The organism is Paenibacillus agilis (genome assembly GCF_007786455.1).
Classification (GTDB): Bacteria; Bacillota; Bacilli; order Paenibacillales; family Paenibacillaceae; genus Paenibacillus_B; species Paenibacillus_B agilis.
Genome location: NZ_VNJK01000001.1, coordinates 456,856 through 483,245, shown reverse-complemented (window position 1 = coordinate 483,245; position 26,390 = coordinate 456,856). Strand labels below are relative to the sequence as shown.

Annotated in this window: 26 protein-coding genes; 9 read left to right on the top strand and 17 right to left on the bottom strand. The window is 44.2% G+C overall.

Annotation, left to right across the window (positions count from 1 at the left end):
- Positions 1-86 precede the first annotated feature (86 nt).
- From FPZ44_RS02185 to FPZ44_RS02175, 3 genes are all read left to right on the top strand, one after another.
- Complete coding sequence (locus FPZ44_RS02185) at positions 87-1,091, top strand: lipoate--protein ligase (protein WP_144986968.1); 1,005 nt, start codon at positions 87-89, stop codon at positions 1,089-1,091.
- Positions 1,092-1,355: 264 nt separating this feature from the next.
- On the top strand, positions 1,356-2,261 hold the full coding sequence (locus tag FPZ44_RS02180) for a DMT family transporter (RefSeq protein WP_144986966.1): 906 nt from the start codon (positions 1,356-1,358) through the stop codon (positions 2,259-2,261).
- A 50-nt stretch (positions 2,262-2,311) separates the two neighbouring features.
- The gene (locus FPZ44_RS02175; RefSeq protein WP_144986964.1) at positions 2,312-3,121 is read left to right on the top strand and encodes a Cof-type HAD-IIB family hydrolase; all 810 of its coding nucleotides are present in this window, start codon (positions 2,312-2,314) and stop codon (positions 3,119-3,121) included.
- Between the two features lie 143 nt (positions 3,122-3,264).
- On the opposite strand, the gene FPZ44_RS02170 is transcribed toward FPZ44_RS02175, so the two are convergent.
- Positions 3,265-4,125 carry an MBL fold metallo-hydrolase gene (locus FPZ44_RS02170; RefSeq protein WP_261378176.1) on the bottom strand — a complete coding sequence of 287 codons (861 nt, stop codon included), beginning with the start codon at positions 4,123-4,125 and terminating at the stop codon, positions 3,265-3,267.
- Positions 4,126-4,360: 235 nt separating this feature from the next.
- Between FPZ44_RS02170 and FPZ44_RS02165 the strand changes: the two genes are divergently transcribed.
- Together FPZ44_RS02165 and FPZ44_RS02160 are read left to right on the top strand one after the other, a co-directional pair.
- Positions 4,361-5,077 (top strand): glycerophosphodiester phosphodiesterase, encoded by a 717-nt coding sequence (locus FPZ44_RS02165; protein ID WP_144986963.1) that lies wholly within the window; start codon positions 4,361-4,363, stop codon positions 5,075-5,077.
- Complete coding sequence (locus FPZ44_RS02160) at positions 5,074-5,445, top strand: SH3 domain-containing protein (protein WP_418789117.1); 372 nt, start codon at positions 5,074-5,076, stop codon at positions 5,443-5,445. Before FPZ44_RS02165 ends, FPZ44_RS02160 begins: the two co-directional genes overlap by 4 nt.
- Before the next feature lie 125 nt (positions 5,446-5,570).
- Here FPZ44_RS02160 and FPZ44_RS02155 read toward each other — a convergent pair whose 3' ends face one another.
- The 8 genes from FPZ44_RS02155 to FPZ44_RS02120 form a co-directional block, all read right to left on the bottom strand.
- Positions 5,571-6,662 carry a sulfate ABC transporter substrate-binding protein gene (locus tag FPZ44_RS02155; RefSeq protein WP_261378175.1) on the bottom strand — a complete coding sequence of 364 codons (1,092 nt, stop codon included), beginning with the start codon at positions 6,660-6,662 and terminating at the stop codon, positions 5,571-5,573.
- A gap of 22 nt (positions 6,663-6,684) precedes the next feature.
- Positions 6,685-7,749, bottom strand: coding sequence for a sulfate/molybdate ABC transporter ATP-binding protein (locus FPZ44_RS02150; RefSeq protein ID WP_144986961.1), 1,065 nt, complete (start codon positions 7,747-7,749; stop codon positions 6,685-6,687).
- A complete protein-coding gene (locus FPZ44_RS02145; protein ID WP_144986959.1) occupies positions 7,739-8,593 on the bottom strand; it encodes a sulfate ABC transporter permease subunit in 855 nt (284 codons plus the stop codon). The genes FPZ44_RS02150 and FPZ44_RS02145 overlap by 11 nt, the downstream gene beginning before the upstream one ends.
- Positions 8,593-9,405: a sulfate ABC transporter permease subunit CysT gene (cysT, locus tag FPZ44_RS02140; RefSeq protein WP_144986957.1), complete on the bottom strand. Its 813-nt coding sequence runs from the start codon at positions 9,403-9,405 to the stop codon at positions 8,593-8,595. The genes FPZ44_RS02145 and cysT overlap by 1 nt, the downstream gene beginning before the upstream one ends.
- A gap of 258 nt (positions 9,406-9,663) precedes the next feature.
- Positions 9,664-9,987, bottom strand: a complete 324-nt coding sequence (locus FPZ44_RS02135) for a LysM peptidoglycan-binding domain-containing protein (RefSeq protein ID WP_144986954.1) — start codon at positions 9,985-9,987, stop codon at positions 9,664-9,666.
- Positions 9,988-10,325: 338 nt separating this feature from the next.
- On the bottom strand, positions 10,326-10,931 hold the full coding sequence (locus FPZ44_RS02130) for a TetR/AcrR family transcriptional regulator (RefSeq protein ID WP_028593160.1): 606 nt from the start codon (positions 10,929-10,931) through the stop codon (positions 10,326-10,328).
- A 13-nt stretch (positions 10,932-10,944) separates the two neighbouring features.
- Positions 10,945-11,577, bottom strand: coding sequence for a YigZ family protein (locus FPZ44_RS02125; RefSeq protein WP_144986953.1), 633 nt, complete (start codon positions 11,575-11,577; stop codon positions 10,945-10,947).
- 124 nt (positions 11,578-11,701) lie between these two features.
- Positions 11,702-13,057 carry a glucose-6-phosphate isomerase gene (locus tag FPZ44_RS02120; RefSeq protein WP_144986951.1) on the bottom strand — a complete coding sequence of 452 codons (1,356 nt, stop codon included), beginning with the start codon at positions 13,055-13,057 and terminating at the stop codon, positions 11,702-11,704.
- A gap of 315 nt (positions 13,058-13,372) precedes the next feature.
- Here FPZ44_RS02120 and FPZ44_RS02115 point away from each other — a divergent pair, with 315 nt between their 5' ends.
- Entirely contained in the window at positions 13,373-14,281 is a 909-nt protein-coding gene (locus FPZ44_RS02115; protein ID WP_144986949.1) for an NAD(P)-dependent oxidoreductase, read from the top strand.
- 137 nt (positions 14,282-14,418) lie between these two features.
- Here the strand turns inward: FPZ44_RS02115 and ppnP are convergent, their stop codons facing one another.
- From ppnP to FPZ44_RS02100, 3 genes are all read right to left on the bottom strand, one after another.
- Positions 14,419-14,757, bottom strand: coding sequence for a pyrimidine/purine nucleoside phosphorylase (gene ppnP, locus FPZ44_RS02110; RefSeq protein WP_144986947.1), 339 nt, complete (start codon positions 14,755-14,757; stop codon positions 14,419-14,421).
- A gap of 82 nt (positions 14,758-14,839) precedes the next feature.
- Entirely contained in the window at positions 14,840-16,858 is a 2,019-nt protein-coding gene (gene tkt, locus FPZ44_RS02105; RefSeq protein WP_144986946.1) for a transketolase, read from the bottom strand.
- 409 nt (positions 16,859-17,267) lie between these two features.
- A complete protein-coding gene (locus tag FPZ44_RS02100) occupies positions 17,268-18,290 on the bottom strand; it encodes a Bug family tripartite tricarboxylate transporter substrate binding protein (RefSeq protein ID WP_144986943.1) in 1,023 nt (340 codons plus the stop codon).
- A 229-nt stretch (positions 18,291-18,519) separates the two neighbouring features.
- On the opposite strand from FPZ44_RS02100, the gene FPZ44_RS02095 reads away from it, so the two are divergent.
- The gene (locus FPZ44_RS02095; protein ID WP_144986941.1) at positions 18,520-19,710 is read left to right on the top strand and encodes an MFS transporter; all 1,191 of its coding nucleotides are present in this window, start codon (positions 18,520-18,522) and stop codon (positions 19,708-19,710) included.
- A gap of 117 nt (positions 19,711-19,827) precedes the next feature.
- Here the strand turns inward: FPZ44_RS02095 and FPZ44_RS02090 are convergent, their stop codons facing one another.
- The 3 genes from FPZ44_RS02090 to FPZ44_RS02080 form a co-directional block, all read right to left on the bottom strand.
- Positions 19,828-20,103: a hypothetical protein gene (locus FPZ44_RS02090; protein WP_261378174.1), complete on the bottom strand. Its 276-nt coding sequence runs from the start codon at positions 20,101-20,103 to the stop codon at positions 19,828-19,830.
- 96 nt (positions 20,104-20,199) lie between these two features.
- Complete coding sequence (gene purU, locus FPZ44_RS02085) at positions 20,200-21,105, bottom strand: formyltetrahydrofolate deformylase (RefSeq protein WP_144986939.1); 906 nt, start codon at positions 21,103-21,105, stop codon at positions 20,200-20,202.
- A gap of 24 nt (positions 21,106-21,129) precedes the next feature.
- Positions 21,130-22,254 (bottom strand): deoxyribonuclease IV, encoded by a 1,125-nt coding sequence (locus tag FPZ44_RS02080; RefSeq protein ID WP_144986937.1) that lies wholly within the window; start codon positions 22,252-22,254, stop codon positions 21,130-21,132.
- Positions 22,255-22,385: 131 nt separating this feature from the next.
- Here FPZ44_RS02080 and FPZ44_RS02075 point away from each other — a divergent pair, with 131 nt between their 5' ends.
- Together FPZ44_RS02075 and FPZ44_RS02070 are read left to right on the top strand one after the other, a co-directional pair.
- Positions 22,386-22,847, top strand: a complete 462-nt coding sequence (locus FPZ44_RS02075; protein ID WP_418789161.1) for a DUF2621 family protein — start codon at positions 22,386-22,388, stop codon at positions 22,845-22,847.
- Positions 22,848-22,989: 142 nt separating this feature from the next.
- A complete protein-coding gene (locus FPZ44_RS02070) occupies positions 22,990-23,889 on the top strand; it encodes a TIGR01777 family oxidoreductase (protein ID WP_261378358.1) in 900 nt (299 codons plus the stop codon).
- 114 nt (positions 23,890-24,003) lie between these two features.
- Here FPZ44_RS02070 and FPZ44_RS02065 read toward each other — a convergent pair whose 3' ends face one another.
- Both FPZ44_RS02065 and FPZ44_RS02060 read right to left on the bottom strand, forming a co-directional pair.
- Complete coding sequence (locus tag FPZ44_RS02065) at positions 24,004-25,821, bottom strand: DUF6382 domain-containing protein (RefSeq protein ID WP_144986931.1); 1,818 nt, start codon at positions 25,819-25,821, stop codon at positions 24,004-24,006.
- A gap of 52 nt (positions 25,822-25,873) precedes the next feature.
- Positions 25,874-26,386: an A24 family peptidase gene (locus FPZ44_RS02060; RefSeq protein WP_144986929.1), complete on the bottom strand. Its 513-nt coding sequence runs from the start codon at positions 26,384-26,386 to the stop codon at positions 25,874-25,876.
- Positions 26,387-26,390 lie beyond the last annotated feature (4 nt).

Sequence of the window (26,390 nt, the reverse complement as noted above, 5' to 3'; positions counted from 1 at the left end):
TGATAACGATTATCAATATCAAACTATGTTTATGTTTTTTCTTATATGGATTACAATAGAATATATATGCAAAGGAGGCACCCATCTTGAAATTTATTGATAATCAAGGGATTACCGATCCCCGTATTAATTTAGCAATTGAAGAGTTCGTACTTAAGCACCTTCCTATGGATGGAGACAGCTATCTTCTCTTCTATATAAATGAGCCGTCGATTATTATCGGGCGCAATCAAAATACGATCGAGGAAATTAACAGCGACTATGTGAAAGAGCAAGGAATTCATGTCGTTCGTCGCTTATCCGGCGGTGGTGCTGTTTATCATGACCTCGGCAATTTGAACTTCAGCTTTTTAACAAAGGATGACGGCGAGTCCTTCCACAACTTCCGTAAATTTACGCAGCCTGTTATCGATACACTTCGCACGATGGGTGTAGAAGCCGACCTTACCGGTCGCAATGATATTCAAGTTGGGGAGCGCAAAATTTCCGGAAATGCACAGTTCTCTACTCGTGGCCGCATGTTCAGTCATGGCACACTTTTGTTCGATTCGCAAATGGAGCATGTATCTTCTGCACTGAAAGTAAAGGCAATCAAAGTGGAATCTAAGAGCACCAAGTCCGTTCGTTCTCGCGTAGCCAACATCACTGAATTTATGTCGGACAAGCTGTCGATGGAAGAATTCCGCAACTCTTTGCTGCGCCATATTTTCGGAATCGATCCTGCTCAAGTACCTCAGTACAAACTTACTGAAGAAGACTGGGCAACAATTCACAAAATATCGGAAGAACGCTATCAGAACTGGGATTGGAACTATGGCTACTCTCCGAAATTCAATGTGCAAAATGCCAAGAAATTTACTGGCGGCATTGTAGACGTTCGCCTTGATATTAAAGACGGACTCATTGAGTCGCTCACGATTTTCGGAGATTTCTTCGGACTTGGTGAAGTAAAAGACATTGAAGAACGTCTTGCAGGCGTTCGCTACGAAGAGCAAGCTGTTCGCGATGCATTAGCAGATATCGATATCCCTTATTACCTTGGTCGTGTTGAGCGTGAGGAATTTATCTCCCTGCTCATGTTAAATGACTAACACAAAGTATCTTTCAAAATGAGGACTACGTAACCCAGGAGTTTGCTCAAATAGGAGGAACCTATCCTTTATGACAGCTGCTGGGTTATTCGTTATGTTTCTTACTTATATGATTCATCTATTCTATTCCCATCGACATCGCTATAATAGAAATGGGCCTTTATCTTTCCGCGTTCCTGATTATTGCCGACTTCTCTAGTGCGTATGGATAAACGTTCGAATAACCTAACAGCTTATGAGTGTCAGAGGAGATTATAACGCCATATGAAACGCGATTGGATTGTTTACGTGACCTTGTTGTTCGTGGCTTTTGTGTGGGGAGCGAGCTTCATCGTCGTACAGGCTGCTGTACAAACACTGCCGCCTTTAGCATTTAATGCCGTTCGTTTTATCGGATCAGCTCTATTATTTTTAGGTGTCTTGCTATTTTCACGAGTCAAGCTGAGAGAAAGACTTTCGCCAAAGTTGGCTGTGCATGGCATTATATTAGGTATATGTTTATTTGCGGCGTATGCCTTTCAAACCGTGGGCTTGCTGCATACGACTACGACCAATACAGGCTTTATTACCGGAATATCGGTCGTGCTGGTTCCTTTTTTCAGCGTCATGCTCGCACAGCAAAAGCTAGCTTTGCCAACTTGGATTGCTGCCGTGTTAGCACTAGTCGGGCTCTATCTATTAACATTCAACGGACAAGCGTTCCAATGGAACTATGGCGATATGCTCGTACTGCTTTGCGCGGTCTGCTTCGCGCTTCATATTGCTTTTACGGGAATATATGCATCATTGCACGACACGATTGCCTTAGTTACCATACAGTTAACTACAGTCGGTGTACTTGCAACGATAAGTTCCCTACTACTAGAACCGCTGCAATCACCAGCTAACTTCATACAATCAATTCTAGACCCACAAGTACTGTTCGCTTTAATCGTGTCGATTGGACTATCGACGGCACTTGCATTTTGGGCACAAACTTGGTGTCAGAAACATATTTCTGCCGACCGTGTTGCGCTTATATTTGCTACGGAACCCGTGTTTGCTGCTATTACGGGCATCGCCTTTGCAGGTGAAAGACTCGGTGCATTAGCAGTATGGGGTTGTCTTTGTATATTTTGCAGTATGATTGTTGCAGAATGGAAATGGACAAGACGACAACAGGTACAATAGAAAATGAAAATATAGACTACAGAAATCATAAATAAAGGGAGAAGCCTACTATGTATAAATTAATTGCTATCGACGTTGACGATACGTTGATTACCGATGAAAAAGTCGTTACGGACGGCACGAAACAAGCCCTGATCCAAGCGATTGAGCAAGGAACAGCTGTTACGCTTGCGACGGGGCGGATGTATGCTTCTGCGCGCAATATCGCACTGCAAACCGGACTAAATGTACCACTTATTACGTATCAAGGCTCACTTATCAAAAATGTCATTAGCGGCGAGGTTCTTTACGAGTGCGCGGTGCCTGAAGATGCAGCCATGAAGCTCTTTGAATATTGCGAAGAAAAAGGTCTTCATTTGCAGCTTTATGTGGATGACCAAGTGTACGCACAAGAAAAAAATGAGAAGCTAATCGCTTATTGCGAGCTGTCTAACATTCCTTATACGATCGAACCAGATTTTAGAGGGGTGCTGTCACGTTACCGTTCGACAAAAATGCTCATTATCGACGAACCAGCCCTACTTGATGAAGTAGCAGCACAACTGCGCGGCTTGCTTGGACCAGATGTCCATATTACAAAGTCGAAGCCGCACTTCTTAGAAATTACTCACCGTGAGGGTACAAAAGGTCATGCTCTTCGCTTCTTGGCGGAGCATTTCGGTTGCACATTGGAAGAAACGATTGGGATTGGCGACTCATGGAATGATCATGATCTGATTGAAACAGCAGGACTCGGTGTTGCGATGGGCAACGCTGTTTCTTCCTTGAAGGAAATCGCCGACTATATTACGCTCTCCAATAATGAAGAAGGCGTGCGCCATGTTATTGAGAAGTTCGTGCTGAACCGAAGCGAAGCGTAAAGCTGCAACGTTCACCGTTATAAAAATAGAGCCTTCATTAGCACAATGGAACATAGGGATTATCCCTATTTTTCCTGCGCTCGTGAAGGTTCTCTTATTTTGCAATAATTCTGCATGCCGGCTTGCGAATTGCTATGTAATTACTAAACTTGCAGCTCCAATCCAAACGAAGCAAGCTTCACATGAGCAGGCAGCTTATAATCACTGCGAACATCTACGCCATGAGACATATGCGTAAATATCGTTTGTCGTGGACAAATACGTTCAATTAACTCCAACGCTTCGACCATATCATAGACCGAACGAGTATGATACTCATAAGGCTCCTCATAGAAGTTCGTACCAAGAATAAGCACATCCAGCTCCGTAAAATGCTTCAATTCCTGCTCATCAAGGCCAATCGCGTCTGATGCATAAAGCCAGCTATAAGTCTGCACTTCGCCACTGTTAATAGCCACTTCACGATCAAAGCGATAGGCATAAGAGTAACCATTCTTGCCATGATTCACTCGAATCGGTGTTACCACCCAATCCTCCCATATCCATTCGTCTTCGATAGCCGTAAATGTAATGTGCAATGACAACCATGGATACATCGTTTGTATCGTTTGCAGCACTTCAAGCGGCGCGTACACTTGACCACGTCTTTCCATCCAACGGCAGCAGTCCGCATAAGCAGGTAAACCAGCAATATGATCTTGATGTGCATGCGTCACCAAAATCCGATCAATCCACCTTTTTCCGATACGCTCCATCTGTTCCGCCCAATCTGGCCCACAATCGATAAGTACATGCTCATACTCAGATGTCACTACTTCTTCACGTTCCAAGAGCACGGACGAACGTAGCCTGCGATTCAACTGGCTATCTCTCGCTTCCATGCAAACTTCACATTCACAGTAAACTCTCGGTACGCCAAGCGAATCACTTGTGCCAAGAAATTGTACTCGCCAAGGAGAGGAACCTTGCACGGAATGATTTGATGATGGTGATGACAATTCCACCGCATTCACTCCTTGTCTTATGTATTATGATTTACAGCACGAATAAAAGAAGAATTCCATTCAATAGAGCAATAATTACATATAAAATGTGAGCTCCTTCAAAATGTATCACCTTCAATATCCCACATTTGACTTTGAACTATTACGTAAATTGTATATCATAATTAGTATAAACGGTTATGGTATGAAGCTCCAGTTCCTTAACGGAGACGATGCAGCAGGAGGGAAAGTAAAGATGAAAATAGAAATTGTAGCTCACCGCGGACATGCTGGGGTATTTCCTGAGAACACAATGGAAGCGTTCCGTCGTTCAGTGGCACTTCGCGCAGACAGCATTGAGTTGGATATTCACCATTCACGCGAGGGAGTTCCTGTTGTCATCCACGATGACACAATGGATCGTACAACGACAGTAACAGGATCGGTTCGCTCACTTTCCGTGTCTCAGATTCAAGCAGCAGATGCAGGCAGCAAGTTCAAGTCTGAATTCTCAGGCTGCAACGTACCACTGCTAGAAGAAGCATTAAAGCTATGCCAAGATTGTGAAGCAGGCCTACAGCTCGAGATCAAAGAGCAAATTAATGAGGATGAAGCACGTGCCCTGCTGCATCTGCTATCGGTTTATGACATGAGCAAACGTACGATGATCATTTCTTTCTACAAACAAAACTTAGACCTGCTGCGTCGTCTAGACGCGGACATAGAACTGGGATTTCTAACGACCGAGCCAATTGAATTGGATTCGTTGGTTCCACTTGCTCCGTCCTGCCTTTGTGCTCATTATCCATTACTATTGAAGCATCCTGAGCTAATCAAACAAGCACGTGGATTAAATGTGGATGTGGCTGTATGGACAATTCGCGATATCGAAACCGCTAAACAGTTAGTCAAGCTTGGAGTCTATCGACTTACTTCTGATATTCCACTGAATCATCAGGAGCTGCAGCTATGAGCAAATCAACCAAAGTGAAGTATTCAGTTGTTACAAAACATAGAACAGAATACCCTAACCCACTCGTTTTATTTAAAGGTCAGTCAATACTTATTGGCGAAAAATACAGTGGACCAGAACAATGGGATAATTGGTACTTCTGTACACCATTAAATCATAATAATGGAGGTTGGGTGCCAGGCCAACTTATTGATACAAAGGGAGCACATGGGATTGTCTTGGAAGATTATACGGCAAAAGAGTTGAATGTTAATGAAGGAGAACATCTTGTTGGAACAAAAGAACTCAACGGTTGGGTTTGGTGCGTAAACAAGTTTAACTCTGAAGAAGGCTGGGTACCTAAAGAGAACTTAAACCCTATTAAGTAAAGAGGTTGCTCCTTCTATCTAAAAGCACACTATTTAAGAAGAAAACATCCTCTTCACAAACAGAAAGCGCGCCGAGCCCCTCCTTGAAAATAAGGAGCGATTCGGCGCTTTTTCAGCTTTATATATTACGATTTGTCTATCCCAGCAAGCACTTCGTACCAGATACCCCGTCTGCTGTACAAGTTGCTGCGCACTTGGTCCCAACCGCCTAAATCATTAATCGTAAACAAGCCTTCCGGTTGTATAAATGTATTCGACAACTGTGCTGCAATTTGCTCATTTACTGGACGGAAACCCGCTTCGACCCACAGCTGTTGAGCCTTTTCACTGCGCAAAAATTCAACAAATGCTTCTGCTACTTCACGAGTACCATGCTTGTCGACATATCGATCCACGACAACGACCGGATTCTCAATCTGAATCGTATGCTTTGGAACGACAATTTCATAGTCCACACCTTGATTCACTCGTGCTTTCAGCTCATTCTCATACGTCACGATTGCATCACCAACGCCATATTCGAAAGCTGCCATCGATGCACGCCCGCTCTTATCCATGGAAATGACTCGATCATGCACTTGATGAAGCAGCTGCTTAGCAAACGTTGGTCCGTCTACGCCTTGTTCCGCAGCCATCTTCAATCCTGCGCCGTAAATAGCGTTAATATCCCACTGTGCTCCACCAGACGTCTTCGGATTCGGGTACAGCACATCGACATCAGAACGGGTAAGATCCATCCAGTCTTTGATGCTAAGCGGATTGTTCGCTCTTGTACCGATAACGACGATCGAACGCGTCACCATCCCTTGATAAGGGTCTCGTTGTTTCCAATCATGCGGGATAAGCTCTGCATCAACAAGCTTGTCGATATCTCCTTCCATCGCGAGCAAGGCTACATCTGCTTCCATCCCGCTCGCGATCGAACGAGCTTGAGTTCCAGAAGCTTCATAAGATTGCTGGAATTCTACCGTCTGCCCCGTCTTCTCCTTCCATTCGGCTTGAAACGCTGGAAGGATCGGCTGAAGTGCATCCCTTGCTACAGAATAGGCACCAATAACAAGTGTCACTGAATTATTGCCGCTCGTAACAGGCTGCACATCTACGGATTCAGAAGATGAATTCGCGGATGGAGAGCTGCAAGCAGTGACGAATAGCAATATAAAGAGCATGCATACCTGCATGAACCGAGTATAGATACGTACGGCTTGAGGCTCCATCTGCTAATGCTCCTTTCCCTCGTTAAATCATGATAGGCATCGGATCTTCTTTCAACGAATTCTCTATGACTGAATGATTATCACCGTCAAATACATACACACGGTGGATGAGAACTTGAACGGTTTCACCAATTTGCAGCACAGGACTTTCCAAGCTGCGATACGTCTTTAGCAGTAAGTCTCCTACAGCTACCTCAATCATCCATTCACTACCGCGGAAATGCATCGCCTTGACGACTCCATTTTCACTAGCGGAAGCTAGTTTCAATTCGCCAGGTTGGCCCACTTCGATATATTCAGGTCTAATTAATACTTTCGTATCGGATTGTGCCGATACATCCCCGAAACCTTTCAGCTGCCCGATGCTCTCCAGCAACGTAGACTCACCGATAAACTCTGCCACAAACGGTGTTCGCGGAGACTTGTAAATGTCCCATGGCGTACCTTTTTGTTCAACAGTTCCTTGTTGAATAATCATAATTTCATCGGCGACTTCAATTGCTTCGTCTTGGTCATGCGTGACAAAGATTGACGTAATGCCGACACGCTCAATAAGAGACTTAAGCCAGCTTCGCAGCTCTTTACGAATCTTGGCATCGATTGCCGCGAACGGTTCATCCAACAACAGCAGCTGCGGTTCCGGAGCAAGAGCACGTGCAAACGCAACACGCTGGCGCTGACCGCCGGACAACTGATGTGGATAACGCTTCTCTATTCCACTCAACCCCGTAAGTTCGAGCAATTCAGTTACTCTGGCACGGATACGTGCCTTGGGCCACTTTTGAATCGTCAATCCGAAGGCTATATTGTCATACACCGTCATATGTTTGAATAAAGCATAATGTTGAAACACAAAACCAATGCCGCGTTCCTGCGGAGGAACATCGTTCATCACTTTTCCATGAAACAGAATCTCACCGCTGTCTGGATACTCTAAACCCGCAAGCATACGCAACACCGATGTCTTTCCACCACCACTTGGACCAAGTAGACCGATCAACTGGCCTGGTTCGATCGCAAAGTTTACATCACGTACAGCATGATATTGTCCGAACCATTTATTCAAGTCGCGTACTTCAATGTGCATGCGTATGCACTCCCTTCCGTCTCTTCGCCCATTCCATTACAAGTAATAGGGTTATCGAACATACAGCAAGCACCAACGCTACACTGTTCGCTGAAGCAATATTGAAATTGTCTACATCTTGGTAAACGAGTGTTGTTAAAGTCTGTGTCTTATTCATGATATTGCCCGACACAACTAATACAGCTCCAAATTCCCCTAATGAACGTGCTACAGTCAGAACCACACCATAAGTAACACCCCAACGAATCGATGGCCAAGTTACTTTCCAGAACGTCGTCCAACTGTAAGCTCCCAGCATAGAAGCAGCTTCTTCTTGCTGCGTTCCAATCTCCTGTAGTACAGGAACAATTTCACGCACCATTAATGGAAAGGTTACGAATAACGTTGCAAGCACCATACCTGGAAAAGCGTATACGATAGGCATACCTAAGTCCGAGAAGAAGGCACCCATAACGGTCTGCGGCCCTAATAGCAGCATAATCATAAACCCACCAATAACAGGTGACACAGCAAAGGGCAAATCTATCATACTGTTTAAAAAGTGCCTTACTCTAGAATTGAGCCACTGTCCCCGTACGAGCATAATAGCTGTCAAAATACCAAACAGCGTATTAAGAAGCGTAACAACCACCACGACAGATAGCGTTATCCACATGGCATGAAGAGCCTCTGGTCGTATCAAAGCCTGAAACAGTGACTGCACACCATGATCAAAAGCTCCAATGACGATCTGCACGAGAGGTATAATCAATAGTACAATGAATACAAAATACGTAATTAATATGAGAATCTTAGAAGAAGTTGATGGTTTCTTTGAGGTTAATGTAGATGATGTAGTAGACATCAACGTCCCTCCTTCGCTTGCAAGGTATTGATAAACCATAATACAAGGAACGACAACGTTAATAATATGACGGACACAGCAGCAGCACCTTGTGGATTGTCACTCTCGATCTCTCCGAAAATATAAACCGATGCTATCAAAGTCTTGCCAGGAATATTCCCTGCAACGAGAACGACTGCACCAAACTCAGCCATAGCTCTTGAAAAAGCAAGCATTCCGCCGCTAATAATACCTGGGCGCATCTGAGGCAGCAGCACTTGGTAGAACGTACGCCACTTAGAAGCACCTAATGTATGGGCAGCTTCCTCCTGCGTCTTATCCGCTTCTTCCAACAGAGGCTGCACCGCTCGAATAACGAAAGGAAAAGTAACAAAGACCATGGCAACCACAATAGCAGGTTCCCCGAATACAATGCGAATGCCCAACGAATCAGCCCACTGACCAACCATACTGTTCGGTCCAAGCAAGAGAAGAATCATAAGCCCACCAACTGCAGTAGGCAGTGCAAATGGCAGATCAACTAAGCTGTTCAACAATGTCCGGCCTGGAAACCGATAACGATGCAGCACCCATGCTGTAATCGTACCGATCACCATATTAATGACCATAGCTAGGACAGACAAGCGAAGCGTGAGCCACACTGCTTTCCAGGCTAATGGATCCGCAATGCTCTCCACAAACATATTCCAACCAGCTGACAACGAATGAGCATATATGCCCGTAATCGGTAAAATAATGAGCAAGAACATATATAAGAGCAGCGTCGTACGGAATCCCCACAGCGCTCCTTTATGGTTCAATACTGCATTCATGAAACATCCCCACCCCACATGGTTCTAGATTCATATCTCTTTATACATAATAATTCCTACCAACTTACTTGGAAATTATATTATTAAATATTACCAACTCGGACGGGATTCGTCAATACTTTTAAGCAAACCTGATAAAAGGTATTAAACAGGCTTATACATGTACGTAACAAACGCACATAACAAAAACAGCTCCCATCCTATTCTTGCCCAATAAGCAAGAGAAGCGAGAGCTGTCTAATACCAAGCTGCATCATATTAATATGGTGTTGGCTGACCTTGAAGTTGGTTAACTTCGCGTTGAAGCCTTCGAACCTGAGCTTCCAACAAAGAAACTCTACGCTCCAGTTCGTAATAGTTCATTGGAGGTGCTGGTGGTATTGGTGGCGGCGGTGAAGGAGGATATCCTGGCTGAATCGGAACGGGAACATCTGGTCCAACTGGTATTTTAATAACCTGCCCCGGATAAATAATGGCATTCGGACCAAGCCCATTTACAAGTGCAAGCCGTACAACAGATATCCCAAATCGATTCGCTATTAGTGATAACGAATCACCGGGTCGTACTACATAATCAATCACTTACAATGACCTCCTGCCCCATTTCAATGCAATGCATTGCTTTGTAGCAGCATCGCAGCAATACACTAAATAGAGAAGCTGCGGCGATGCTGCAAGATGCTCCACGTCTGCACAGGCAGACAAGCGGTATTTTTACACAGCAATTTGAAATGCAAATTTAGCGGACGTTATTGATTACGCAACTAGGCGTTTCTCTTTATCGTCCCTATACGATATGTGGGCAGATGCCATTACGTGAATTCTATGCGGGCTGTAACTAATGATGGTGATGAGCATACTTTCAATGGATCTGTTCGTACGTTCTGTTCGTTCAGTTATTCCATCTGTAATACATGTAATTAAGCGGATTGTGCTGCTTCTTCAAGCGCTCTTCTGCACAAAAAACGTACGTGAGCAGCCGCAGCTGGCTTAATCTCATCAAAGGTGACTTGATCTTGGATGTAGAAGGAAATGAAGCCATGTATGGATAAAAATAAACTTCGCGGGATATGGTGCCTTTCTTGCTCTGTTCTCAACTGGCTGTGAAGCGACTGCCTCACAATCGTAGAGAACATCTCGAGACATCGGCCTTGCTCTGCACGAGCGTAGCATAGCAGTTCCTCGTCTCTTGTCATGAACATAATTTCATAGTGATGTGGATTATTAAGTCCAAATGAAACAAATTCAAGCATAACCTGTTCAAGCTTTGACATACCATCTGTTGGTGATTGGTTGATAACCTTTTCAAATAAACGGCCTAATCGCTTGAAGTCATCTTGAACAAGCGCGGAGAACAGCTCCGCCTTGTCCTTAAAATGATAATAAAGCGAACCATGACTGTAGCCTAGCTGCTGGCCAATACTGCGCATTGAGATTGCTCGATACCCTTTTGTAACGAATAGGTGCCTTGCCACTTCCAAAATACGATCACGCGACAACTCCTGCTCCACTGCTTTTCTTGGCATAGCGGTACTCTCCTTATTCTCCCTCAATGTAGTACACAGCTTCTCCCCTTTGAATCACAGCTTGACCTTGCGTTAAATCGGTCATCCAAGCAATGAAACGCTCTGCTTCGGATACGACTGGCAGGCAGGTCAAGATGACTTTGTCAGTAAACTGTGTCTCGCCCATTCTGGTGCCTCGATTGCGCAACTCATTTTCTAATTTGCCTAGCCATGTATAATCAACTTCGACTAATACTTGCTGGTGCAGCACTTTTGTGATAGGACCTGCTCCTTCAATAGCAGCAACCGCACCATCTGTATAAGCACGGATAAGCCCCCCGGCACCAAGCATAATACCGCCAAAGTAACGCGTAACGACGATAACAACGTCTTTTCGATTCTGGTTCTTCATAACTTCCAAGATTGGCTTGCCTGCTGTTCCGCTAGGTTCACCATCATCAGATGCCTTTTGAATCTCATCTCTTTCACCTATTATATAGGCAGAGCAGTTATGTGTGGCATTCCAATGCTTCTTCTTAATCTCTTCAATGAATGCAACAGCTTCTTCTTCCGTCTTAACCGGCTTGGCATAGCCGATAAAACGAGACTTTTTAATGACGATTTCTTTACTGCCGTATTCACGTACAGTCTTATACGTTTCTAGCATGACTTTCACCTTCCACAGATTGCCAAGAAAGCAGCTCTCCTTCTGACTGGAGAACTGCTTTCTGCGGCAGATTGTGTATCTAAGCTGTATTTCTTATGCCGCTGAGATGTCTTTTCCGTATCAATTAGTTGGATAGACGTGCTTCAAGCTCGGCTTTTTCTTTCTCATATCCAGGTTTGCCAAGAAGCGCAAACATATTTCTCTTGTACGCTTCCACGCCTGGTTGATCAAACGGATTTACGCCAAGAAGATATCCGCTAATACCACATGCCTTCTCGAAGAAGAGAACGAGTTGACCGAATGTGTACGGTGTCATATCAGGAATCGTAACGATCAAGTTCGGTACTTGTCCATCTGTATGAGCTAGCATCGTACCTTGGAATGCTTTCTTGTTCACGAAGTCCATCGTCTTACCCGTCAAGAAGTTCAAGCCGTCCAAGTCCTCTGGATCTTCATTGATTGCAATATGATGCGCAACCTCTTCAACTTGGATAACTGTCTCAAATAGGTTACGTGTACCTTCTTGAATGAACTGTCCCATCGAGTGCAAGTCTGTAGAGAAGTCTACAGATGCCGGGTAAATTCCTTTGTGGTCTTTACCTTCGCTCTCTCCGTACAACTGCTTCCACCATTCAGATACATAGTGCAAGGAAGGCTCGTAGTTAACGAGAATTTCTGTCGTCTTTCCTTTACGGTACAACGCATTGCGCACTGCAGCATATTGATAGCTCAAGTTCTCTGCTACGTTCGGATTGCTGTACTCCGTTGCAGCGTCTTGAGCACCTTTCATCATGTCATCGATGTTGATGCCTGCTACCGCAATTGGCAGTAAGCCTACTGGTGTCAAAACAGAATAACGTCCGCCAACATCATCAGGAATAACGAATGTCTCGTAACCTTCCTCATCAGCCAACTTCTTCAATGCGCCCTTCTCGCGGTCAGTCGTAGCAAAGATACGGTTCTTCGCTTCTTCCTTACCGTATTTCTTCTCTAATACTTCTTTGAAAATACGGAATGCGATTGCTGGCTCTGTTGTCGTACCAGACTTGGAAATAACGTTGATCGAGAAGTCTTTGCCTTCGATAAGCTCCAAAAGATGCGTTACATATGTGGAGCTGATGTTGTTTCCTGCAAAATAAATCTCAGGCGTCTTGCGCTTGTCCTTCGGAAGCATGTTGTAGAATGAGTGTCCCAACATCTCAATCGCTGCACGAGCACCTAGGTAAGAACCGCCGATACCAATGACGATAAGAACCTCGGATTGCTGTTGAATGCGAGCTGCAGCTTCCTTCAGACGAGCAAATTCTTCTTTATCATAGTTAAATGGAAGGTCGATCCAACCTAAGAAATCAGATCCAACCCCCGTCTTATTATGTAGTTGTTCATGTGCCAAGCGAATTGGCTCAGCGAAGTAATCAAGTTCATGCTGTCCTACGAATCCAAGTGCTTTGCTGTAATCAAAGTGTATGTTGTTCGGCATATCATACACCCTCCTTCAATTTGGTTGACTTTGCCACTTTAACCCATGAAAATGAATATACGTTAAGGATACTGGATTTCGAAATGAAACACAAGGGAACAACCCGCCTTGTAAGGGTTTACATGATAAAACATATTTATTATTGTTCTTTAATTCGTACTTTTTGAACGCAAATTTATTGCATCCGAAAATGATCATACATACAGAAGAAAATGTTCTTACCCCCACCCCATATGTTTGAGTATACAGGAATGAGCTATGTTACTATAGATGTAAATTCATTTTGAATATCTAATTACGAAGAGGTGACCACTAATGAAAAAGGTAGCTGTACTTGGCATGGGCACAATGGGCGCCCCTATGGCACGCAACTTGCTGGAAAAAGGATTTGAAGTAATCGTCTATAATCGAACGATAGAAAAAACAGCCCCGCTAGCTGCAATGGGAGCATCTGTAGCCACAACACCTAAACAAGCTGCTTCAGAAGCAGACGTTGTAATTAGCATGGTTAGTGATGATACATCGATTACTCATATTTACGATGGACCGGACGGCATCCTTGCAGGATTGCGCTCTGGCACCTATGTCATCGATAGCAGCACCATTTCTCCCACACTCGTTAAACGATTGGCTGAAGATTGCGCCTTGAAAAATGCCGTATTTCTAGACGCGCCTGTGACAGGAAGCAAGCCTGCCGCAGAAGCTGGCACCTTACTGTTTATGGTTGGCGGTGAATCTGCTGCGCTAGAGGCAGTTCGTCCTGTACTAGAAGCAATGGGCAGCAGAATCGTGCATATGGGTACAACAGGAAATGGCTCTATTACAAAGCTAGCTCATAATGCGATTGTTGGTATTAACAACGCAGCACTAGCAGAGGGGTTTTCTATTGTAGCGAAAACAGGAGTTAATCCAAGTGCCTTTTTGGAAGTTGTGCAAAATGGAAGCGCTGGCAGCAAGGCTGCAGATTTGAAAGGTCAAAAAATTGTAGACGGCAACTTCGACAATCAGTTTTCATTGCAGCTAATCCTTAAAGATTTGAAGCTCGCTTCCGTATTGACGGACTCGGTTCAAACTCCCACACCGATGCTGGAGGCTGCGAAAAATATGTTCCAAATCGGACATGCTTCCGGTTATGGAGAAGAGGATCTTTCGGCTGTTGTTAAAGTATATGAACAGTGGCTTGGCCACAAAATAAACAAAGGCCATGAACCAACATTGGAATAGCAACATATTAACAAGAAAAAGAGCCCGGTATGCACCGGGCTCTTTTCGTTACTGCTTATATACGATCCTATTGTAAAGTGAACCGTTCATCCGATGTCTGTCGTAGCTGTTTAGTCGGTTCTTCCTGTACAATTCCACTATTCCGTAATGTAGGAACAGCAGTAATCTGCTACTTCGTGCACCCGCAATTTGAAGCTTGCATTCGCAGGTACGTAGAACTCGCCTTCGCCCTCGATGCTCAACCACTCTGTCTGATCAGGCAGCAATACATCCAGCTTGCCTGCTTGAATCTCCATTAACTCTTTCACATCTGTACCGAATTCGTAGTCACCAGGCATCATAATGCCAAGTGTCTTCTTCGTTCCATCCGCAAAAAGAATCGTGCGACTCGTAACTTTACCTTCAAAGTACACATTCGCTTTTTTCAAAACGGTTACTTCTTGATAACGATCTGCAGCAACAGTTGAATTTGACATCGGAATCGGCCCCTTTTTATATAGGAAATGGATGATCGTTCATGTTTCAATAGCGAACTATCGGAACTGTTAGAACAATTTCTTATAGCAAGCTTTTAACGCGGCTTACTACGTTCTCAACTGTAAAGCCATATTCGCTCATTACGCGGTCGCCAGGTGCAGATGCGCCGAATGTAGAGATGCCAATGATGCTTCCTTTGTCTCCTACATAGCGATCCCATCCGAATGGATGACCCATTTCAACTGCCAAGCGTGCTTTAACTTCTGGAAGCAATACGGAATCTTTGTATTCCTGAGATTGCTTGTCGAATAGATCCCAGCTTGGCATACTGATAACGCGAACTTGAATACCCTCTTCTGCCAATGCCGCTTGTGCACGAACAGCAAGCTGTACTTCAGAACCAGTTGCAAGAATTTGTGCTTGTGGTTTGCCGTCTTTTGCATCAGACACCACATAAGCACCGCGCTTGATACCTTCACGCGCATTTTCAACGGAACCTTCCAAGATCGGCAAGTTTTGACGAGTCAGTACAAGTGCTACTGGATTCGCTTTGTTCTCAACCGCATATGCCCATGCTGCAGACGTTTCGTTAGCATCAGCTGGACGAATTACTGTCAAGTTCGGAATTACGCGGATAGAAGCCAATTGCTCGATCGGCTCATGCGTAGGACCGTCTTCACCAACAGCGATACTGTCATGCGTCAATACATACGTTACAGGCAAGTTCATCAATGCAGATAGACGAACTGCTGGACGCAAGTAATCTGTAAATACGAAGAACGTACCACCGAATACTTTAACGCCGCCATGCAATTGCATACCGTTCATTGCTGCAGCCATTGCGAATTCACGAACACCGAAGTAGATGTTGCGGCCATCGTATTGGCTTGCATGGAATACTGGAAGGCCTTTCAAGTGCGTCATTGTAGAGCTCTCCAAGTCAGCGGAACCGCCTGTTAGGTAAGGTACGTTTGGCGCAAGACCGTTCAATGCATTACCAGAAGCAACACGAGTAGAAACTGCGCTGTCGCCTACTTGGTATTTCGGAAGGTTAGCATCCCAGTCGGCTGGAAGTTCGCCAGCAGCAGCAAGCTTGAATTGCTTAGCAAGCTCTGGATGAGCTTTCTCATAGCTATCAACTAGTGCATCCCACTCACTGTTCGCAGCGATACCAGGTTGCTTAATTGCAGCGTTGAAGTGAGCATAGATTTCTTCAGGAACGAAGAATGGCTCATGCTCCCATTGGTAGAACTCTTTTGTCAATTGTGCTTCGTCAGCACCAAGCGGAGATCCGTGCGTACCGCCGTGGCCGCCTTTACCTTGCTTGTTCGGGCTTCCGAATCCGATTACAGTCTTCACTTCGATAAGTGTCGGCTTGTCTGTCTCAGCTTTAGCTGCTTGAACAGCTGCTTCGATAGCAGCAAAGTCATTGCCGTCTTCAACAAGTAGCGTTTGCCAACCGTAAGCGTCGAAGCGTTGACGTACATTCTCACTGAAGGACAAGTTCAACTCGCCATCAAGAGAGATATCGTTTGAATCATATAGAACAACCAATTTGCCAAGCTTCAAATGACCTGCCATGGAAGCTGCTTCATGAGAAATACCTTCCATTAAGTCGCCATCGCCGCAAATTGCATAAGTATGATGATCAATTACGTTGAAACTTTCACGGTTATAAGTAGCACCCATTTGTGCTTCTGCCATAGCCATACCAACTGCCATCGCGATACCTTGACCCAATGGACCTGTTGTAGCATCTACACCAGCAGTATGTCCGAATTCTGGGTGACCAGGAGTCCTGCTTCCCCATTGGCGGAAGTTCTTAATATCGTCGATAGATAGGTCGTAGCCGCTCAAGTGGAGCAAGCTGTACAACAGCATCGAGCCGTGTCCTGCGGACAAGACAAAACGGTCGCGGTTAATCCAAGTTGGGTTAGCCGGGTTGTGTGTCATTGCCTTTGCAAATAGATGGTACCCCATTGGAGCTGCCCCCATTGGCATACCTGGGTGTCCGGATTTAGCTTTCTCAATAGCGTCGATTGCCAGCGTACGAATCGCTGCAACAGAGCGTGCATCAAGGTTAGATTGCGCTGCTGTCATTATTGATTTCCTCCTTCTATGTCTACAAGATTCCAGCACGATAGGGGACTCGTATACACGATGACCCATAACTTTTGCATTATTGTAACATTAGTTGATTCGCTTTTCCACTTCAAAGTGTTAATGAATATGTCGTTTTGACAAATTCACTTTGATAAATTCAATTATACCTTATTAAGCTTGATTTGGCTACTCGTTTATCGTTTTCTGTGGCGACCTCTAATATACGAACGTTTTTATATAGGATACTTATATAATAAAAGCTGCTTTCAATGTGAAAGCAGCCATGATGTAACGTTGCCACACTATTTTGTTGATAGACTAAAACTATTTCATGGATAAAATGGGTGGAATGGGAGGCATGATGTAATCGTGTAGTCGGTCAGCAAAAAGCTGCAGAAACCGAAACCTATTTCAACATATCCAACGATTTCAGTATTTCTTGAATCAGCTTCTCCTGCTCTCCTAAGAAAGCCGTGAAATCTGCGGAGTTCTTGTAGCCATTTTCCCAGCCGTTCGCTTCAAGCTCCTTTTTCCACTCTTCAGACTCAGAAAGCTGCTTCACTTTTTCTTCCCAATACTTCACATGGTTTGCATCCATATCTTTTTGACCAAACAATCCCCGCCAAATGACGAACTCTGCATCAATTCCTTGCTCTTTGTAGGTTGGAATGTCCTTGAATTCACCTGGCAGGCGCTCAGGAGCAGAAATACCTAACACTCTAACTTGTCCCGCTTCAATATACTCACTTAAGCCTGAAATATCAGAAGCAAGCACATTCGCCGTACCGCCGAGTAGTGCAGTCAGCGCCTCCCCACCACCATCATAAGAAATAAACTTAATTGTCTTCGGATCAATTCCTGCTTTATAGGCAGGCAGCATCGCAATCAAATGATCTTGAGACCCCGGCGCTGAGCCGCCTGCTAAAATAACAGAATCAGGGTTAGACTTCAAATCAGCAATGAGAGATGGCAAGTCTTTGTATTTCGAATCTACTGGAACCGCAATAGCCCCATAATCTTTGGTCAACTGAGCGAGAGGGGTAAGATCTTTGTGCGAATATGGGCTTGTACCCTCTCTTTTATAGTGATTGATGATGATTGGTGCAGAGGGCAGGAACAATTTGTACGGATCATTTTTGTCCTTTGTTATGTAATCAGCAAGACCTACAGCCTGTCCTCCTCCAGGTCGATTTTCTACTAGGATAGCTTGCTCAACTAATTTCGTGTTAGCCAAAGATTTAGACAATGCGCGTGCAGTCAGATCCAATCCCCCTCCAGCTCCGGAAGGGGCAACAATCGTAAACGGCTTATCCGGATATTTCGCAGTTGATGAGTTTGAACCACTTGGAGAGCAGGCCGCAGTCGTTAACATCACAACAGTAACTATCAAAGAAACCCACCAAAAACGCTTATTACGATTCATTTTCATTCATCCTCCCCAATTTAAGTACACTCTAATGATAACGCTTTCATTTGTTGGATCGATAATACCATATTTGAAAATAATCCCAAGTATTTTGTTCATTTTGAGCATAAGTGCTTTAAAAATAATATATTTCTTTTTGTTCACGCAGCAATTCAAGCCTTGTGTGATCTTGGAAGTGCTATAATTTTTCCATATACAAGAAATCACATTCAACAGACAAGGTGTGTTGCAGATGGCTCTTCTCATTCGTATTTACGCTATTATATTTGGAATGGAAACGATGCTGTACATGACCCGTCCTGTCATCTCCCTACTCGGCACTCAGCTTGGGGCTAGTACGTTCGACATCGGGTTGCTAACCGCTTCCTATGCTTTTTTGCCCGTTATATTTGCGATTTACCTTGGTAAAATGACAGACCGGATTGGGGACAAAATTCCTAATATAGCAGGAGTTATAGGTATGATGATTGGAATGTTTCTCCCCTATGTTTGGCCTTCATTGACTGCTCTATATATTTCACAAATGATTATTGGCATCTCACGAATTATGGTGACGATTTCTCTTCAAAATATGGTCGGGCGGATTGCTGCCCCCGCGCAACGCGATCAATATTACGGCTGGCTCAGCATGTCTGTAGCCTTAGGCGGCGTATTCGGTCCTATAATCGGTGGATATATCGCTCACAATACTTCTTATGTACATACCTTCTTCATTTCTGTACTAGTCGGTATCATCCCATTCCTACTATCTTGGTTTATCCCTGATCAACGGGGAGAACGCTCACTGCCAGCTTTGAATCATTCCAAGTCAAATAATCCGGATGCAGGAGGCGGATCATTTAGCTTACTTCGAAGTACTACTTTGCGTAAGGCTCTCTTATCGAGCGCTTTAGTCTTATATTCTCGTGATATTTTTGTCGCCTACTTCCCTCTTCTGGGGGCGGAATGGGGGATGTCTGACATTGGAATCGGATGGATAATCGCAATTCAAAGTATGGCTATGGTAGCTGTTCGTCTGTTCCTATCTCCATTAACCAAAAGGTACAGCAGGGAGGTTGTTTTAATTGGCTCCATCCTTATTGCCGGCATAGCATTTATGTTTGTCCCGCTCACGACTCCATTTATTTTAATGGCTGTCATTAGTACGGCAATGGGTCTAGGCCTTGGCTGCGGCCAGCCGTTATCGATGACGACTATATTTAATGCATCTCCACCTGATCGAACAGGTGAAGTTCTTGGATTGCGCTTATCTACCAACCGCTTGTCACAAGTGGTTGCACCTTTATTTTTTGGCTTTATTGGTGCATCCGCAGGCATCGCTTCCGTTTTTTATTTGAGCGGTATTTTTCTTATCGGAGGGGCACTCCTTACTCGCACATCTTCGTCTGAAGTTGAGGAGCATAGCAAAACCAGCGGATTATGACCACTTGTTTGGAGTTCCGGGCTTATTTAATGAAATAGAAAAGCCCAGTACCTACAAAATAGGACTGGACTTGTTTATGTGCGTAAAGTTGTTTTCTTTGCTGCATATTTTTCTTAGTTACAGAGGAAGCATATTTTGATGTTCTGCTTTTGGCCTACAATCTTTACACAAGCCAACAATAGTACCATTTTCTCTTGCATAGAAAATCAGCTTTTTGGATGGAGTTTTACAAAACGAACATTTCTGTCCTGTCTGCTGCAACGGCTTAGCCTTTGTTCGTTTCGTAATTGAAATGACGTTTGCCTGAGAACGATCTCGCCGCTTCATGACCATTAAACCATACACGACAATAGCAATGGCACATACAATAACAACAAGCCATAAAATTGGCACGCAACCTCCCCCTTCCCTATTAGCCAAATAAAGGGCCAGACGATTTTATAAACTTTTCGTCTGGCCCTTTATTTCAAACTAAATTCTTACTCGCTGCTAGTTGAAGACAACGGTCTTGTTCTGATGAACGAGAACACGATCTTCAGCATGCCATTGAACGGCACGCGCTAACACGACACGCTCAATCGTACGTCCAATTCGCTTCAGTTCATTTACATCCGCACTATGTGTAACACGCCCAACGTCCTGCTCGATGATTGGACCACCGTCCAATTCCTCCGTAACAAAGTGAGCCGTTGCTCCGATCAGCTTTACCCCACGTGTGTACGCTTGATGGTACGGCTTACCGCCAACGAACGCTGGAAGGAAGGAATGATGGATATTAATAATTTGATTCTTGTATACCTCAATAAAACGAGGAGAAATAATTTGCATGTAGCGCGCCAAAATAATGACGTCAGCATTTCCTTCTACTAGCTCGATCTGGCGACGCTCTGCTTCTGCCTTCGTATCAGGCGTAACTGGAATATGGTGATATGGAATGCCAAACGATTCTACGTATTCCCGCATATCATTATGATTACTAATAACCATCACGATCTCTGCATCCAAGTCGCCTGCTTGCCACTGCCATAGAAGCTCTACAAGACAATGATCTTCCTTGGAAACGAAAATAGCAAGGCGCTTCTTATCGCATACTCGCGTAATACGCCATTGCATTTCGAATGACTCCGCAATCGCTGAAAAGTCCTTCTTCAACTGTGCAAGACGCTCTCCCAGTCCAACCATATCGAATTCAATACGCATGAAGAACATCCCGCCATCTGGATCCATTGTATATTGATCAGATTGAACAATGTTCGCATCATACTCGAACAAAAACTTAGACACCGCCGCGACAATCCCTGCCCGGTCAGGACAAGAGATAAGCATTCTACCGCGATTCATACGCTCCTTATCTGCTTCCAGACGAGCTTGTGTCATTGTATGTTGATGTGTCATGTATTTCTCCCCCACTGGATCTTCTTATTTAGAAATGGCTTTGTCGCCTGCAAACCAAACGCTCAAACGTTGATTCACTTCTTCTTCCGACAGTTCCGGGAACAATCCAGCTACCATAATTGTGTCATATAGACGCTCCATCGGCTCACGCGGGTCAGCTTTGCGTGCCTTTGCATCGGACTTAATGACATCCCAAGTACCCAATACAAATCCGCGACGATCAAGACCTTCCTTGTTCATCAAGCTGTCAATGCGCTCCACATCCTCGATGAAGGATGCACCAAAGCGCTCCAATACATTGCCGCGCAGAAGCGCGATCTCAGCTTCATACATCGGGCGCTGTTTCTTAGGATCTTTACCAATCCATGGTGTTTCCAAAATAAACGGACGCCCTTGCAGTCCTTCATGATGAACGATACGATGGATGCCTTCAAATCCAATCCATCCTGCTCCGACTGGTGCATGGCGGTCTTTGCGAGCCCCCGTTGGATTTTTACTATCATTCAAATGCACAACTGCAATGCGGTCCAAACCGACAAGGCGATCAAACTCAGCTAATACACCGTCAAGATCATTAACGATATCGTAACCTGCATCATGTACGTGGCAAGTATCCAAACAAACGGTCAATCGATTGTTCGACTCTACTTTATCGAAAATCGTCGCAAGCTCCTCAAAGCTGCGTCCCATCTCTGTACCTTTACCCGCCATCGTCTCCAAGGCAATATTTACATCTGTATCCTGAGTATTATTGAGCACTTCATTAAGCCCTTCCGCAATACGCGCAAGGCCATATTCTGCATCCTTATCTGTATAAGCACCAGGATGAAGAACGATTTGCTTCACACCGATATGATGCGTGCGGCGAATTTCTTCTTGCAAGAAATTCACGGCCAATTCGAACGTGTCAGGCTTGTACGATCCAAGATTAATAATATACGGAGCATGAACGACGATTTCACCGACGCCATTTTTCTCCATTAGCTGCTTGCCTTCTTCAATATATAGTGACTCGATAGGTTTGCGTCTTGTATTCTGAGGTGCACCTGTGTATATCATGAACGAGCTGGAGCCGTATGAAGCAGCTTCCTTTGTCGCTGTAAGCAATCCTTTATCCGAGAATGATACGTGAGAGCCAATTTTCAGCATAATACAACTCCTTTATCAACTAATTGTACCTATTTTACAGGTTATATCGAAATAAATCTAGGAATGCGGTATAATTCGAAGAGTCATATGTAAATTCAGGAAATTCACAAGAGGTGAGCCTAATGCACATCATGTATTCTTTATTTCCTTTAGCAGCAACGCGACCTAGTGACGGGTTTCTTAACACGATCACATTATGGACGTTTATTCTAGTTGGTCTCATGGCTATTGGCGGCTATTTCATGTTTCGCAAGTTCCTTAAAGTTCTTCCTATGCGCGATGGCAAGTCGAAACTTGATTGGCAAAATTATTGGGTAGAACGCAGTCGTCCATTATGGACAGAAGAATCCAAGGCACTGCTAAATCTTTTTGTTGATCCTGTACCCAATGCATTTCGAGACATAGCCAAACATACAATTGCCGCAAAGATCGGTCAGCTTGCGGTGGAGAGCGGTGCATCACAGGTAACGCATGATCATTGTATAGAGGGCTACATCAAGGCTACCCCTCAGCGCGACTATAAATACCTAATCAAGAACTTGAAACGGCATAATATTGATTACAGTGCCTATGAGCACTTACTGCAATCATAATTTTATCAAGTAGATATGCTCGTATTGGCATATCTACTTTTTGTTGTCATAAGCAATAATAATTACTATAATTTGGTGCAACACTTACGAAATTGGTTATGAAGCTAATAGCATAATCGTTAGGGAGTGGTTTCAATTGAAAATGTTACTTAGCGGCGGTACAGGTCTAATTGGAAGAGAGTTAGCTGAAAAATGGCTGCACGAAGGACATGAAGTCATCATACTAACCCGCTCTGTGCCAGCAGTTGACCACTCATCTCGTACGCGGAAACCGATATATCTCACATGGTCTCAGCTAGCTCAGGCGTCCGCAGTCGCTGACGATGTAGACGTTGTTGTGAACTTAGCAGGCGAAACCATTAGTCAGCGGTGGAATGATAAAGCAAAGGAACGAATACGTAAGTCTCGTCTTGAGCCTACACAACAAATAGCGGACTGGGCCGCTAGACGCAATCGAACACTGCCGTTATTGATTTCTGCTTCTGGCTCATCTGTATACGGTAGCTCTGATGGAGAAAGATTCGACGAACAGTCTCCTCCAACAGGACAGGATTTCTTATCCGATGTCGTCCGACAATGGGAAGCAGCAGCCGATCAAGTACCTGCACAACGCACAGTAAAACTTCGCATCGCTCCTGTACTTTCTTCGGAAGGAGGAGCCTTTCAGAAAATATTGCTGCCATATCGGCTAGGAGTTGGTGGACGGATAGGCAAGGGCCAACAACCATTCTCTTGGATTCATATCGATGATATCGTTCGTTTAATCGACTACATCGTTCATGAAGATGCTATAAGTGATGTGGTAAACGCTAGCGCTCCCGAATCCGTTACGAATGATGAATTTGGAAGAACAATTAGCAGGGTTTATCACAAACCTCATTGGCTTCCTGTACCCACTACCGTATTGAAGCTAATGCTTGGCGAAATGTCTATTCTTGTGCTAGAAGGACAACATGTATTCCCTACGAAGGCGCTCAAGCACGGATTCAAGTTCCGATACCCATCTGTAGAAAAAGCGCTGCTTGCCTTGAAAGAAAAATAAGAAGGCTGACCACGTCCACACGAGTCTCAATCCATTTTGATACATCGTTTGACATGACTAAGAAGCCCTGCATAGCCATTTAGCTAACATGCAGGGCCTCACAAAACTAAATCCTCAACGAACATGCGATATTCTAGGCATACGTGCTCTTTTCATGCTTACCCGATACACATAATCGATAATTTGAATACGATCCCCTTCTTGAAGCGGATATTTTTTATATGGAATCAGCATTTCACTTTGCAGTTCAGTCCCATTTTTGGAACCTAAATCTTGAATGACATACTGATCGTCTTGCATATTCAATTCACAGTGCATCTTCGAAATACCCATGAGAGATAAGGCATGATGAACCCCTTGAGATCCCCTACCAATTATAAATGGCCACTCTGTAATCGTAATCGTCTCTTCAATAGTTTGCTCGTCGGAAGCAAGACGTTCTAGTGCAAAAATGATTGGAGCATTAGCGGCCAGATCCCTGGCAGAGGAATCAAGTAGCGTCGTTGCATCAAAATGACCTCCACTCATCAAAGTCGTATGTTCTGACATATCATCATAATGAGCTTCGAGCGAGACTGCCTCCTGCGAGCGATTCGGCGGTACAACAGGCACTGGAATGAAGTTGCTTTTTACTTTTTCATTAGTGGTCGTTGTGGAAGACAACACGGTTGACGGTAACTCTACCGATGCGAAATCCGGAAGCATGCCTGTCGCAGGAGTAACAGTCCACTTTTTCTTTGCGCTCTTGGCATTGTCATGATTTTTGGTATTTCGGAACCATCTCACCATTCCTAAGAACCAACCTTTCCACCATGCAAATCCCATAAATATAGCCACTGCTGTAGCAGAAGAGCTTAAAAGAATACCAATGGAATCACCACTCTCCATATAGCCAAACTTCCATCCCAGCACAGAAATCATTATTGCAATACCCGCTCCAATGATGGGCGACTGTGATTCCAGCGGTTGAAGCTCACCACTATCATCTTCAGAATCAGGTTCCGGCCATGCTAACTGATTCCGATACTCCAGTTCAGCAGAATCTAAAGGATTCGATGAATATGCGTCTGCTTCCAGCTTATAGTCATTCATTGCACGTGCGTTAACCATTCGATTAGACTTCATTTGGCTGGGCATGGAGGAATGCATCTCTACTGCATGATTCGAATAGGAGCGTTCCATTCCACTTGTTGAAGACTTGAACTGCACAGATTGATCAGACTTGTATCTATCATTTTTAGCATGCGATGTACTAGATAGAACACCCATGTCAGTCATATGATTAAACTGCGATCGCTCAGTTGTAGCACTCTCAGAAACAGTCGTACTACTATGCCGTGCACTCGAACCAACCAGTGGTTTAGATATAGCCGCTTGGACGAATTGACGAACTTGAGTAATGGAATAACTGCCGTCGTGCAGCATACGAACCATCTGATGAAAGGTATCTCCTTGCCAAATTGACACACTGCCTGATAGTTGGATAGCAAGACGACAAATACTTTCCATCATACTATTCTCATGCAGTGCCGTTTGTATCGGGATATAAGGCACATGCAGAACTCCCTGTGCAATGCCCCCTTCAATGAATATAAATTGTTCATGAAGCAGCAATTGATTCGGGTGCAGCATGTACGAACGACAATCTTCAACCATTCGCATCAACTGTAGTAACCACTCATACAGCTGCATTTCTGTTAATTTCTCACTACGAAATACCTGTTGAAGCATTTTTTTACCGCTAATATCGAAATAGAGTTCTACATTAAAATCCATTTCTCGTACATCAAGGGTAAGCATCTGTGGAATAGGATGCCGCTGCATCATCTTTATGGCATGCATGTCCAGCTCATCCGATCGTATCGCTGGGTCTCGAATTACTTTCATCATTACTTTACCATCATGAACAAAATCCGCCTTATACCCGTACACAATTGAACTCCTTCCCCGCTCTCAACATGCTCCTCAAATACCGTATCGACTGTTACACAGCATACAGAGAAATTGAATACACCGTTACAGCTGCTGGAGCGACCGCGATCATAAATGGAAATGTAGCTGGTTGACGAATAACATCCTTAATCGGCTCTAAAGACTTTAATCCGATAAGCAGTAACAAGGAATGCAACAACCTTTTTCCTAATGTTCGATATTGATATAACAAAATAGCTAGTGCAATTAACCCACCATATAGGATCGAGAGCATAAAGGTATCCCAGATGAATCCCCCTCCCATCCATGCACCCAATGCAGCAAAAAATTTCACGTCGCCCGCCCCTACTGTCCGCATTACATATAACAAAAACAAAGGTATAAAACCAATCATGATACCTTTAAACACAAATAGTAATCCATCCATTCCAGTCATAATTGAGTGGAATAGCAGAGCACTAACAACTGCGGTTACAGTGAGATAATTCGGTATGATTCGTTTCCTCACATCCGTTAAACAAGCAAAAACAACTAGCAGAGCCCCTATGATATCAGCACCATTCAAACGT